At 38.0% G+C, this 13,407-nt stretch carries 12 protein-coding genes; 7 read left to right on the top strand and 5 right to left on the bottom strand.

What is annotated here, in order from left to right:
• The first annotated feature begins 143 nt into the window (after positions 1 to 143).
• The 3 genes from ACFINF_RS02875 (at position 144) to ACFINF_RS02865 (ending at position 5,513) form a co-directional block, all read left to right on the top strand.
• Positions 144 to 710, top strand: coding sequence for a DUF2497 domain-containing protein (locus tag ACFINF_RS02875; RefSeq protein ID WP_375619594.1), 567 nt, complete (start codon positions 144 to 146; stop codon positions 708 to 710).
• 149 nt (positions 711 to 859) lie between these two features.
• Positions 860 to 3,583 carry a valine--tRNA ligase gene (locus tag ACFINF_RS02870; protein WP_375619593.1) on the top strand — a complete coding sequence of 908 codons (2,724 nt, stop codon included), beginning with the start codon at positions 860 to 862 and terminating at the stop codon, positions 3,581 to 3,583.
• 1,138 nt (positions 3,584 to 4,721) lie between these two features.
• A complete protein-coding gene (locus ACFINF_RS02865; protein WP_375619592.1) occupies positions 4,722 to 5,513 on the top strand; it encodes a tetratricopeptide repeat protein in 792 nt (263 codons plus the stop codon).
• Positions 5,514 to 5,615: 102 nt separating this feature from the next.
• Here the strand turns inward: ACFINF_RS02865 and ACFINF_RS02860 are convergent, their stop codons facing one another.
• The 5 genes from ACFINF_RS02860 to xth form a co-directional block, all read right to left on the bottom strand.
• Complete coding sequence (locus tag ACFINF_RS02860) at positions 5,616 to 6,362, bottom strand: amino acid ABC transporter ATP-binding protein (protein ID WP_375619591.1); 747 nt, start codon at positions 6,360 to 6,362, stop codon at positions 5,616 to 5,618.
• 11 nt (positions 6,363 to 6,373) lie between these two features.
• Positions 6,374 to 7,090: an amino acid ABC transporter permease gene (locus tag ACFINF_RS02855; RefSeq protein ID WP_273788550.1), complete on the bottom strand. Its 717-nt coding sequence runs from the start codon at positions 7,088 to 7,090 to the stop codon at positions 6,374 to 6,376.
• A 2-nt stretch (positions 7,091 to 7,092) separates the two neighbouring features.
• The gene (locus ACFINF_RS02850) at positions 7,093 to 7,845 is read right to left on the bottom strand and encodes an amino acid ABC transporter permease (protein ID WP_273788551.1); all 753 of its coding nucleotides are present in this window, start codon (positions 7,843 to 7,845) and stop codon (positions 7,093 to 7,095) included.
• A 141-nt stretch (positions 7,846 to 7,986) separates the two neighbouring features.
• The gene (locus tag ACFINF_RS02845; protein WP_375619590.1) at positions 7,987 to 8,892 is read right to left on the bottom strand and encodes a transporter substrate-binding domain-containing protein; all 906 of its coding nucleotides are present in this window, start codon (positions 8,890 to 8,892) and stop codon (positions 7,987 to 7,989) included.
• 121 nt (positions 8,893 to 9,013) lie between these two features.
• Positions 9,014 to 9,796: an exodeoxyribonuclease III gene (xth, locus tag ACFINF_RS02840; RefSeq protein WP_015856590.1), complete on the bottom strand. Its 783-nt coding sequence runs from the start codon at positions 9,794 to 9,796 to the stop codon at positions 9,014 to 9,016.
• A 490-nt stretch (positions 9,797 to 10,286) separates the two neighbouring features.
• Here xth and rpsL point away from each other — a divergent pair, with 490 nt between their 5' ends.
• The 4 genes from rpsL to ACFINF_RS02820 all read left to right on the top strand — a co-directional run.
• A complete protein-coding gene (gene rpsL, locus ACFINF_RS02835) occupies positions 10,287 to 10,658 on the top strand; it encodes a 30S ribosomal protein S12 (RefSeq protein ID WP_006589495.1) in 372 nt (123 codons plus the stop codon).
• 18 nt (positions 10,659 to 10,676) lie between these two features.
• Positions 10,677 to 11,147, top strand: a complete 471-nt coding sequence (gene rpsG, locus ACFINF_RS02830; protein WP_375619589.1) for a 30S ribosomal protein S7 — start codon at positions 10,677 to 10,679, stop codon at positions 11,145 to 11,147.
• Positions 11,148 to 11,171: 24 nt separating this feature from the next.
• Entirely contained in the window at positions 11,172 to 13,256 is a 2,085-nt protein-coding gene (gene fusA / locus ACFINF_RS02825; protein WP_015856588.1) for an elongation factor G, read from the top strand.
• 62 nt (positions 13,257 to 13,318) lie between these two features.
• Positions 13,319 to 13,407, top strand: an 89-nt coding sequence (locus tag ACFINF_RS02820) for a GTP-binding protein (protein ID WP_236860026.1), incomplete at its 3' end; no start/stop codon positions are given.

Here is a 13,407-nt window from a genome sequence, read left to right as displayed (position 1 = left end):
AAGTGTAGAAAATTGCGTGTAGCGCCCTCTTTATGACAAGCATATTTGAAAATATCGCGGGAGGCATGTTGATCTTATGATTCTTTTGCATACACTGAAAATATGATTCTATTTATTGTTGCGTCTTTGAAAGGTTGTAAAGTATGGTACAGAGTTCAAGCGTGTTACGTGAGCCAAGTATGGATGAAATTTTAACATCTATTCGTGAAATAATCGAAGAAAATGCGGTTCAATCTGATCACTTTTTAAATGAAGATGTTGCAGTGAATGCTTCGGAAGGTCGTTCAGAAGCTGCATCAGAGGGTATTTATGATACAACCTTATCGGTTGATGATGCTATGAAAGCTTTAGCTGATCGTATTGGTCTTTCTTCTGAAAATCAAGGGGGGAAGATAACGCAAGAGAAAGAGGATATAGAGGCAGAAAATAATACAGTTGGTATGGATATGCAAAAGATGAAGCTTTCTTCTGAAGAACGGAATTCTGTTTATAAAGCAAAAGAATATGAAGATGAGATAAGGAAATCACAGTCAGAAGCTAGAGGGGATGGTCATGTGGAATTGTCAGCATATTGTATTTCTTCTGCAGAAAAGATTGCAAAGGATGTGTTGCGTCCGGCTATAGCAGAATGGTTACAGTCTAAATTGCCTATTTTGCTGGAAGATATTTTGCGTGAAGAGATTGTGAAAGCGATTAAAAAATCATCTTAACTATTTTTTACATTATTTTTATGTTTTTCATTTTATGAGAATTTTGTTTGCAATTTTGCGAGCTCTCTAGTGAATGGCTGAAAATCACGGGTTTTTGATCGGGATTTGATCATATATTGTGTTTTTCAGCGGCGTTATGGATGGATAGAATGTTAGAAAAAAACTATGATGCTGCCTCTATAGAGCAACGGGTTGCAAAGAGATGGGAGACACGTGGGGCCTTTAAAGTGGGAGCTGGTTCTAAAAGCGGTGCAGAACCTTTTTGCGTTATGCTTCCACCTCCTAATGTTACGGGCTCACTTCATATGGGGCACGCGCTCAATACGACAATTCAAGATATAATAGTTAGATTTCAGCGGATGCGTGGCAGAAATGTTTTGTGGCAGCCTGGTATGGATCATGCTGGGATTGCTACACAAATGGTTGTAGAGCGTCAACTTGCAGAACGCCAAGAGCCAACGCGTCAAGAAATGGGGAGAGAAAAGTTTATTGAGCGTATTTGGGAGTGGCGTTATGAAACTGGAGGCGTTATTGCAAATCAGTTGCGTCGCCTTGGGATTTCATGTGATTGGTCGCGTGAGCGGTTTACAATGGATGAGGGGTTGTCGCAGGCAGTTCGTGAAGTCTTTGTCACGCTTTATAAGCAAGGGTTGATATATAGGGATAAGCGCCTCGTTAATTGGGATCCTAAATTGTTGACAGCTATTTCAGATCTTGAAGTTGAGCAAAAAGAAGTTCAAGGACATTTGTGGCACTTTAGATATCCACTTGAGGGTAAAATTTTTGATCCAAATGATGCGACAACTTTTATAACAGTGGCGACAACACGACCAGAAACAATGCTTGGTGATACAGGAATTGCCGTTAATCCTGAAGATGAACGTTATAAAAATCTTATCGGTAAAAATGCTCTTTTGCCACTTGTTGGTCGTAGGTTATTAATTGTTGGTGATACGCATGCTGATCCTGAAGCTGGAAGTGGTGCTGTAAAAATCACGCCAGCTCATGACTTTAATGACTTTGAAGTAGGACAGCGTAATCATTTACGCTTGATCAATATTTTTACCCAAAAAGCCGAGATTTTTCTCCGTGAAAATGAAGCTTTTTTTGATGGTTTGATTTTATCAGATGAATTAAAAATGTTAGTAGAAAATCTCGATAAATCTGATCGTTTTGTTGCGCGCCAGAAGATTGTTTCTTTGATGGAAGAACAGGGATATTTAGCCTCTGTTGATGATCATACCCATATGGTTCCTCATGGAGATCGCAGTGGTGTCCCTATCGAGCCGTTTTTGACAGATCAATGGTATGTTCATGCTGCTGAATTAGCAAAGCCAGCGATAGAGGCTGTTCAACAAGGCAAAATGCAGTTCGTTCCCGATAGCTGGAAAAAGACTTACTTCAATTGGATGGAAAATATTCAACCTTGGTGCATTTCTCGCCAATTGTGGTGGGGACATCAGATTCCTGCTTGGTATGGTCCTGATGGAACGGTTTTTGTTGAAAAAAGTGAAAAAGAGGCTTTAGATTCAGCCTTTGCTCATTATGGTGAGGTTGTTGAGTTAATCCGTGATCCAGATGTTTTAGATACTTGGTTTTCATCAGCTCTTTGGCCTTTTTCAACATTAGGATGGCCAAATAAAACGACTGAATTATCTACTTTTTACCCAACATCTTTATCCGTGACAGGATTTGATATTATTTTTTTCTGGGTTGCTCGTATGATGATGATGGGACTTCACTTTATGGGTGACGTTCCTTTCCCAACGGTCTATGTGCACGCTCTTGTTCGGGATCAAAAGGGTGCAAAGATGTCAAAATCAAAGGGAAATATTATTGATCCCTTAGAGCTTATTGATCAATATAGTGCTGATGCACTTCGGTTTACTTTAGCTATTATGGCAGCGCAAGGTCGTGATGTAAAACTTGACGCTTCCCGTATTGCTGGTTATCGTAATTTTGCTACGAAATTGTGGAATGCCACTCGATTTGCACAGATGAATGGTGTAAAGCATGATCCAACTTTTAAGCCAGAACAAGCAAAACTGGCGCTTAATCGTTGGATTTTAACAGAATTATCCAAAACGATTTCAGCAGTGACGACTGGTATTGAACACTATAAATTTAATGAGTCAGCTGCCACACTTTACCGTTTCATTTGGAATACATTATGTGATTGGTATTTGGAGCTTCTCAAGCCTATTTTTCAGGGGGAAAATGAAGATGCTAAAAATGAGGCTCAAGCTTGTACTGCTTGGGTTTTAGATGAAGTTTATAAACTTCTTCATCCTTTTATGCCTCATATGACGGAAGAGTTGTGGTCTCTTACAGAAACGCAAGCCATCAAGCGTGAGGATATGCTCGCATTGACAAAATGGCCAGAGGAAACATTGATAGATGAAGAAGCTGCTGATGATATTAATTGGCTTATTGATGTCGTTACAGGGATTCGGTCTGTACGTTTTGAAATGAATATTCCAGTGGCTACCCAAGCACCTCTTGTTGTTGTTGAAGGAGGGGAAGTAACGCGAGAGCGTGTGAAGCGTTATGATGCACTTCTTAAAAAATTAGCGCGTATTGAAGTTATTGATTTTTCTGATAAAGTTCCGGAAGTATCGGCACAAATGATTTTGGGAGAGGCTGTTTTTTGTTTACCATTAGGGCAGTTGATTGATTTGGAGGCTGAACGTGTTCGTTTGAGGAAGGATGTCAGTAAAATTGAACAAGATATTGAAAAAATATCGCTTAAGTTAAACAACCCCAAATTTATAGAAAATGCAAAAGCAGAAATTGTTGAGCGTGAACGGAACAGGGTTGTAGAACTGCGTGCAGCGCAGAAGAAAATATTTGTTGCTTTAGAGCGATTGGATTAATTTCAACTTTTAATTTTTTTGATGGATGATTTCATATCATTAGGGCTGGTATAGATCTTCTTTAAAGCAGCATTCTCTTTTGTTAGTTTTTCATGAACGATCATAAAATCTCTACTGAAATCCATTGTTTTATGTTTATCATTAAAGAGACATCTTTTAAGGCATCCAAGCCTATTTCACGATGTAGATCATGATGGTATAATGGTAAATCTATTGAGCTTCCCTTCTTTATTCTCGTGAAGTAACAAGCGTCCGGCACCATCCTGTTCAATTCGGACAGCCCTTAGCACAGACCGTTCGTAAGAGGCATTTTTAGTTCTTTCTTACACAGAGTTTTTATCCACATAGCTCTCTCTGCTTGTAATGTACAAGCGGATGGTTTTGATTGATTTAACATGGAACAGGTTTAGAATGAGAGAATCTTAGGATATTCGAGGGTCTCATTCAATATGCAAAAAAATGTAAACTATCATTATAAATCAATACGTTATTTTATTTATGTAAAATATCATCATTTAGAATAGCAATATAAGGCATGTAAAATTATACATGTGGTATTTTTGTTTTATGTAGTGGTGAGTATTCTGAGGTAGGGCTTGTGTGTAAAGTATGAAGTAACCTCATGTGAAATGATGTCAGGTGGAATCTGTTAAACAAAAAGCTGTATTGTTTATAGATTGACGGTGGCAAGAAACTTCATCTTTAAGGTGGTAAGGCAGTCGTGAAGTTATAAGTTAACGATCATCATTATACTTATCTATCTTTTGTATTGTTTTTATACTTAAACGCTTACCATTCATCATGTATTCTCTTCGTTCTCAAGTTGCTGTTTAATGCACGTTATTTTATTGAGTGATTTTTACTCATGTGTATAAAATTTTAAAATCAATAAATCCTAGAATGTTAAAGGAGGTGTTACAAAATATAGAATGAGGATTTATATTTAAAAATCAATTTGTTGTATATAAAAATGGATACTTAATTTTATCGAACATTTTGGATGGTTTTTATTTATTTTTCTTTTCTTTTAAAATTTTTACTTTAAAATTGCGTGTGTTTCTTACTAAGAAAAAGGGTTTAAATATCTATAAAGAAATTTGTAACAGACATAATCATTAAAATTGAGATAGGGGGAGGAATGGTTAGTAGGCTTCAGATATGGAAAAAAGTCACGATTGTTGTGATTTTAGGGGGATTCTTTTCGACTGTTTATGTAATAGATGTCAATAGCTTGCAAGAAGCGAATGATGGTTCGTTTTATTTTTTAAAACGTGGCATGTCTGCTTATAAAAATGGGCATATAAATCAGGCTATTGCAGCATTACGTTGTGCAGCTAAGAGAGGCCATATTGGTGCAAATTGGAAACTTGGCTCTATCTATGCAAACGGTGATGGTGTCCCTAAAAATGATTATAAGGCATATAATTTTTTTGCATATATTGTTGAAAAAGGTGCTGATCTTGGTTCAGAGGATGAAAGTTATGTTTCTGATGCATTGGTTAAACTTGCGGGATATATAAAAAAAGGTATTCCTCAATCACCAGTGAAACCTGATCCTTCTTATGCTGCTCATCTTTATATGCAGGCTGCGGTAAACTATGGAAACCCTAAAGCTCAGTATCATTTAGGAAAAATATTTTTAATGGGAGAGGGAAGGGAGAAGAATCTTATACAAGCAGCAAGATGGTTTCAACTTTCAGCAAAAAAAGGAAGTCCTTCTGCCCAAGCAATGCTTGGAAATATACTGCTTCAAGAAGGAAAAATTGTCCGTGGGGCAGCAATGTTAACTGCTGCCTATGAAAAAGCTAATGTAAAAAACAGAAATTGGATTCGCCCTTTGCAAGAACAGGCTTTTGCTCTTTGTAATGAATTTGAGAGACGTACAGCAATTTCACTGGTTGCTGATATTTTAAAAAATAACAGTTTTTAAACATCTGATTGTAATATTTTTAAATTCTCTCATCCGTTATTAAACTCTACTGTCTTGTGTCTAAGTTTACAGTAGAGATAGCTTTTTGTGATAATATAACGGCTAATGACTTAAGATTTTAGACAAAAATTCTTGCGTTCTTGGTGTTCTCGCTTGTGGATCAGAAAAGAACTCTTTAGATGAACAGTCTTCAAGAATTGTTCCTTGATCTATGAAAATAACACGCTCCGAGACTTTTTGTGCAAATCCCATTTCATGGGTTACACAAATCATCGTCATACCTTCTTCTGCTAAGCTAATCATGACATCGAGCACTTCACCTACCATTTCAGGATCTAGAGCAGATGTTGGTTCATCAAAAAGCATGACAAGTGGATCCATAGTTAAGGCACGTGCAATAGCAACACGTTGTTGTTGCCCTCCAGAAAGTTGACCAGGATATTTATCTTTGTGTTCAATCAGCCCAACGCGTTCAAGATACAACAATCCACGTTCAAGGGCTTCTTTTTTGCTTCGTTTTAGGACTTTGATTTGTGCAATTGTTAAATTTTCTGTGACAGATAAATGGGGGAAAAGCTCGAAGTGTTGAAATACCATTCCCACCTGACTTCGCAATTTAGGCAGATTCGTTTGTTTTGAATGAACAGGTATTCCATTAATCCAAATTTCACCTTTTTGAAAAGGGACAAGAGCGTTAATAGTTTTAATGAGTGTTGACTTTCCTGATCCTGATGGACCACAAACGACAACGACTTCTCCTTTATTAATGTTGGTTGTACAGTTTTTAAGGACTTTAATTTCGCCATACCAATTAGAAACATTTTTTATTTCGATCATATGAGTAGACATTTTTTTTCCTATTAGCGAATAATGGACACTTTTTTTTGTAAATACAAAACTATTTGTGACAGTGTAAAACAGATAACAAAATAGAAAACAGCTGCTAAGATATAAGCTTCTTGCTTTACACCAAAATTATTAGCAGCAATATCAAAACCATTTAAAAGACTGTTGCCACTGATTGCATAAACAAGGGTTGTATCCTGAAAAAGGATAATAACTTGTGTTAAAAAAACTGGTAGCATGTCTCTAAAGGCTTGAGGAAGAATGACAATGTACATACTTTGCCAATATGTCATTCCGAGAGCTTGTCCCGCATATTTTTGTCCTTGCGAAACTGAGTTTATGCCAGCACGCATAATTTCTGCAAAATAAGCCGTTTCAAATGCGGTAAAGGTAATGAGTGCTGATTTATTTGCACCGATGGATGTACCGGTTAAAAAAGGTAAAAGCACGAAAAACCATAAGATAACCATCACAAGTGGTATTGAACGCATAGCTGTTATGTAAACGATTGCAAACCAAGAAAGAAGTTTTATGGAAGAAAGGCGCATCATTGCTAAAAGGGTGCCGAAAACAAACCCCAATACCGTTGCAAAAAGAGTTAGAAAAACGCTAAAGAGCAAACCTGATAAAATGTAAGAACGAAATACATCAAAGGTAAAAAAGGAAAAATCAAAGTCGGAAAAATTGAAAGGAAAATAAAGTCCAAACTGAGAGCTTATGAAATTCATCATTTTCAATTTCCCTTTGTTTGAAAATTAGGAATTTTGAGTATTTGTTCAATGACTGTCATCACAATGAATACGAATAAGGCTATTAGAATATAAAGAATCGTAACAAGCAAATAGTTTTCGTAAACATGGCTTACCTCTTCAATTGCTTGGTATTGAAATTGCATGAGCTCATTTATTGAAACGGCGAATGCTATAGACGAATTTTTCACAATGCCCATTGCTTCTGAAGTAAGCGGCGGCATAATTGTACGTATAGCACGTGGTAGTATAATATAGCGATAACTTTGATAAGTTGTAAACCCCATTGCCATAGCAGCATAACGTTGTCCAGAAGGAATCGCTTCAATGCCTGAACGAACCTGTTCTGCAATGCGTGCAGATGTAAAGAATCCCAATGCGCATGTTATTAAGAGAATAGGGGAAAATTTCATCGCTGGTGGATAAATCTTAGGAACAACAAAATACCACAAAAATACTTGTACAAGGAGGGGAATATTACGCATAATCTCTACCCAAATAGCACCGATAGTGCGAAATATATAATTGATTATCGATGTTTTGGGTAAAGTGCGCATTGTTCCTATAATAACACCACACAATACAGCTAAGATAAGTGAAGTGATAGACAATATAACCGTATTTTTTAAGCCATCGAGAAGTGTATCTAAATAGGTATGACTCACGCCGGGAGTTCCCAGACATCCTGTTACCAGTGTTTGGGTAAGGTCATCTCTACAAAGGAAAGAAAAGTCCATTAATTGATATTCCCTCAAATTAGTCATTCACAAATAGGACAATAAACTAAGCGCATCTACATAGGCCAAATTTATTAAAAAGTGAATTAAAATATAAACCACACTCAACTTTTAAAGAGTGTGGTTCTTCTTTATTAAATTTTATAAATCTTTTTCTGTGTAGCTTTCTCGAGGCTTATTATTTGGGTGATCCCAAGCATATCTTGTTTGTTTTGACAAGGGAAGGTTCATAACAGTGTTAGAAGGTGGGATCGGTTTCATAAACCACTTATTATAAAGCTTTTCAAGTGATTCATCTTTAATCTGACGTACGATACTATCGTTGATTGTTTGTTCAAATTTTTTGTCATTTAATCTGAGCATACAGGCGATAGGTTCGACTGAAAGTACAGTATCAAGAATGACATAATCAGATGGATTCTTTGATTTAGCAATATGTCCAGCAAGAATTGAAGCATCCATAACAAAAGCATCTGCCTTGCCAGATTCTAATAATAAAAAACTATCTCCGTGATCTTTCCCCTTTAAAACTTTAAACTGAATGTTTTTTGCACGTTTGTTTTTACGAATAAGTTGAACAGATGTTGTACCGGTGGTCGTTGCAACTGTTTTTCCATTTAAATCGTCAAGAGATTTAATGTTAGAGTTTTTCTTTACAGCAATCCGAACCTCTTCAATGTATGTCGTATAAGCAAATGCTGCTTCTTTACTGCGGGCAATATCATTTGTTGTTGAGCCGCACTCAAAATCATAGGTTTTATTTTTTAAGAGAGGAATTCTATTTTGAGAAGTGATCGGAAGATAATGAATTTTAATTGGTTTACCAATTTTTTTTGATATATCATCAATGATACGTTCTGCCATTTCTGTATGAAAACCTACATATTTATTATTACCAAGGGCGTAGGCTAAACCAGATGATTCACGGACACCTAAAGTAATTTCCCCTGTTCGTTTTATTTTTTCAAGAGTCTCATGTTCAGCATGCGCGACACTTGTGAATCCAATGGCCATTGCTGCAATAAACATTAACAATGATTTCTTCATTTATGTCCTCCATTCATTTATCTTTACTTTAGCTGTTTAAGATATACTGTTTACATGGTGTAGCATAGTTATTATTTTTGAGTGGAATTTTTTGTTGTTTCATAATGGCGGCTGTACTTTCTTAATTGATATTAAGGTGAATCCAAACAGGAACGTGGTCGGATGGTTTTTGATATCCCCTTACTTCTGTTTGACTATGAGCGCAAATAAGTTGATCAACAGCTTCTGGTGATAATAATAAATGATCAATGCGAATCCCATTATTCTTAGGCCAAGCACCCGCCTGAAAATCCCAAAAACTGAAGGAGGGAGTATCGGTGACATTCCGGATAGCATCGTAAAGACCTAAATTAAGAATACGTTGAAATACTTTTCTTGTTTCTTGAAGAAATAAGGCATCTTGATACCATTCTTGAGGTTTTTTTGCATCTAATGGAGCGGGGATGACATTATAATCACCCGCTAGAATAAGGGGTTCTTCATACGCAAGCAATGATTTTGCATGTGTATATAGTCTTTCCATCCATTCTATTTTATAGGAATATTTTTCGCTCTCAATAGGATTCCCATTTGGTAAATAAAGAGATGCAACACGAACAACACCTTTGTTTGTTGAATAAACAGCTTCAATGTAACGTGTTTGCTCATCATTATCATTGCCTGGTAATCGACGGATCACTTCATCTGGTGTTTTTTTAGAGAGAATCGCAACACCATTAAAACTTTTTTGTCCGTGTGTTTCTATATGGTAACCTAAATTTTCAATTGCATCGCGTGGAAAATTTTCATCAATACTTTTAATTTCCTGTAAACAGACTATGTCCGGCTGGCTTTGCTGCAGCCACTGACATAATGTTTCATGTCGTGCTTTTATTCCAGCAATATTCCACGTTGCTATTTTCATGGCGCTCATCATTAGATATCAAGTATGCAATTCAATTTACTGCATTCATGTTTTATTACAGTCACATTGCTGCTTTTTTATTTATAGGGATATTACTATGGTAAATTGATTTATCAAGAGTAGCGGTAAAAGCAAATTTAAAGTTTTAAAATTTAATTTATTTTCATTTTTAAAAACTTTCTGCTGTTTAGTTCTTGACGAATGTAAGTGTTCTCGCTATTAGAGGTGGACATAACCGATGTGGATGTGATCAGGTGTTTTGGATATGAACCGAAAGATTATTCACAGGTGTTAAGAAGATTAAAAGCAAATGCTAGTGCAAAAGGCTATTGCCTTCTCTGCTTGTGGTCGGGTGAACTGTTTTTTTGCAGGTATGCCCGATTTTGTGTGTAGACTTAGATATCTGTTCCGATTCTGTTGGAGTGGATAGGAATGAAATAGAAAAGCCCGATTGGGTGAGACGAATGTAGATCGAAAAGAGGAAGGTTGCATGCCTACCGTAAACCAGTTGATTCGCAAACCGCGTGTAGTGCCAGTTAAACGTAATAAGGTTCCTGCTTTGCAGTCGAACCCACAGAAGCGTGGTGTTTGTACGCGTGTTTATACAACAACACCGAAGAAACCTAATTCTGCTCTTCGTAAGGTTGCTAAGATTCGCTTGACGAATGGATTTGAGGTGATTGGTTATATTCCTGGAGAGGGACATAATCTTCAAGAGCACTCTGTTGTGATGATTCGTGGTGGTCGTGTGAAAGATTTGCCAGGAGTTCGTTATCACATTATTCGTGGTTTGCTTGATACCCAGGGTGTCAAGAACCGTAAACAGCGTCGTTCAAAGTATGGCGCAAAGCGTCCAAAATAATATTGAGAGACAAAGCCAATGTCCCGTCGTCATAGAGCAGAAAAGCGTGAAATTAATCCAGATCCTAAGTTTGGTGATTTGGTTGTTATGAAATTTATGAATGCCATTATGTTTGATGGTAAAAAATCAGTTGCAGAGCGTATTGTTTATGGTGCGCTCGATTCTGTGGAAAAAAGAGTGAAAACAGATCCTGTGGCTCTATTTCATCGTGCCTTAGAGAATGTTGCTCCTCATATTGAAGTTCGCTCACGCCGTGTTGGTGGTGCTACTTATCAAGTTCCGATTGATGTTCGTCCTGATCGTCGTCAGGCTCTTGCTATTCGTTGGTTGATTGCTGCGGCGCGTGGTCGAAATGAAACGACGATGATTGAGCGTTTATCTGGTGAATTGATGGATGCGGCTAATAATCGCGGTTCTGCCGTGAAGAAGCGTGAAGATGTTCATCGTATGGCTGAGGCTAATCGTGCTTTTTCTCACTATCGCTGGTAGAAGTTTTAAACTAAGGCAAATATAATGGCTCGCGAATATAAAATTGAAGATTATCGTAATTTTGGTATTATGGCGCATATTGATGCTGGTAAGACTACGATGACTGAACGTATTCTGTTCTATACCGGCAAGAATCATAAAATTGGCGAGACCCACGATGGTGCTTCTACAATGGATTGGATGGAGCAGGAGCAGGAGCGCGGTATTACGATTACGTCTGCTGCGACAACGACGTTTTGGGAAGGGCGTGATGGTCGGAAGCGTCGCTTTAATATTATTGATACGCCAGGGCACGTTGATTTTACGATTGAAGTTGAGCGCTCTTTGCGTGTTCTTGATGGTGCAATAGCCTTGTTGGATGCAAATGCTGGTGTGGAGCCTCAGACGGAAACTGTTTGGCGGCAAGCTGAAAAATATCGTGTGCCTCGTATGGTTTTTGTTAATAAAATGGACAAAATAGGAGCTGACTTCTATCGTAGTGTGGAGATGGTTGGTTCTCGGTTGGGTGCTAAAGCGCTTGTTTTGCAGTTACCGATTGGTGCTGAAAATGACTTTGAAGGTGTTGTTGATCTTGTAGAAATGAAGGCTTTAAAGTGGGATGGTTCTATTGGTGCCTCGGCGGTGATAAGTGAAATTCCCTCTGATTTAAGAGAGAAAGCTGAAGAATATCGCGAGAAATTGATTGAGATGGCTGTGGAGGTTGATGAAGCTGCGACAGAGGCTTATTTAGAAGGTGTTATGCCAACCAATGAACAGCTTGTTTCTCTCATTCGTAGGGGGACAGTAGAAGTTCAGTTTCATCCGGTTCTTTGTGGTACAGCTTTTAAAAACAAGGGAATTCAGCCGCTTTTGGATGCTGTTGTTTCTTATCTTCCTTCTCCAGTTGATGTTCCGGCAATTAGTGGTATTGATGTGAAGACTGAGACTGAGACGACACGCGAATCTTCAGATGATGCTCCACTATCTATGCTTGCTTTTAAAATTATGAATGATCCTTTTGTTGGTTCGTTGACGTTCTGTCGTATTTACTCAGGTAAAGTTCAGAAAGGTATTTCTCTTGAGAATACTGTGAAAAAGAAGAAAGAGCGTTTGGGGCGTATGCTTCAAATGCATTCAAATTCTCGTGAGGATATTGAAGAAGCATTTGCTGGTGATATTGTTGCTCTTGCAGGACTTAAAGAGACGACAACAGGTGATACTCTTTGTGATCCTTTGAAGCCTGTTATTTTGGAGAGGATGGAATTTCCAGAGCCTGTTATTGAGATTGCGATTGAACCGAAAACAAAAGCAGATCAAGAAAAAATGGGTATTGCTCTTAATCGTCTGGCAGCCGAAGATCCTTCATTTCGTGTTAAATCGGATGAGGAATCTGGTCAGACTATTATAGCTGGAATGGGTGAGCTTCATCTTGATATTATTGTTGACCGTATGCGGCGTGAATTTAAGGTTGAAGCAAATGTTGGGCAGCCTCAAGTTGCTTATCGTGAGTCAATTACTAAAATGGCGGAAATTGATTATACGCACAAGAAACAATCGGGTGGTGCCGGTCAGTTTGCTCGTGTGAAAATTGTTTTTGAGCCTCATGATGGTGATGACTTTATTTTTGAGTCGAAGATTGTGGGTGGTGCTGTTCCTAAAGAATATATTCCCGGCGTCCAAAAAGGGATTGAAAGTGTTATGGGGTCAGGTCCTCTTGCAGGCTTTCCTATGCTTGGTGTAAAAGCAACGCTTATTGATGGTGGCTATCACGATGTTGATTCTTCGGTTTTGGCTTTTGAGATTGCTGCTCGTGCAGCTTTTCGTGATGGAGCAAAGAAGGCTGGTGCACAGCTTCTTGAACCGATCATGAAGGTGGAAGTTGTTACACCAGATGATTATGTTGGTGATGTTATTGGTGATCTCAATTCTCGTCGGGGACAGATTTCGGGAACTGAAGCGCGCGGTATTGCAACGGTTGTGAATGCGATGGTTCCTTTGGCAAATATGTTTGGTTATGTGAATACCCTTCGCTCTATGAGTCAGGGGCGTGCACAGTACACAATGCAGTTTGATCATTACGAGCCTGTACCTTCGGCTGTTGCTTTGGAGATTCAAAAGAAATACGCGTAATTTCAGGTTGGTAATTAATTTTTAACTTAGTCCTTGGCTTGGACGGAAAATGGAGAGCTCAGATGGCGAAGAGCAAGTTTGAACGAACAAAACCGCATGTTAATATTGGTACGATTGGTCACGTTGATCATGGGAAGACCTCGTTGACAGC

Source organism: Bartonella sp. TS25HLJMH, assembly GCF_042193505.1.
Taxonomy (GTDB): domain Bacteria; phylum Pseudomonadota; class Alphaproteobacteria; order Rhizobiales; family Rhizobiaceae; genus Bartonella; species Bartonella grahamii.
Note: the sequence above shows the minus strand (reverse complement) of the source record. Positions and strands in the feature narration are given on the sequence as shown.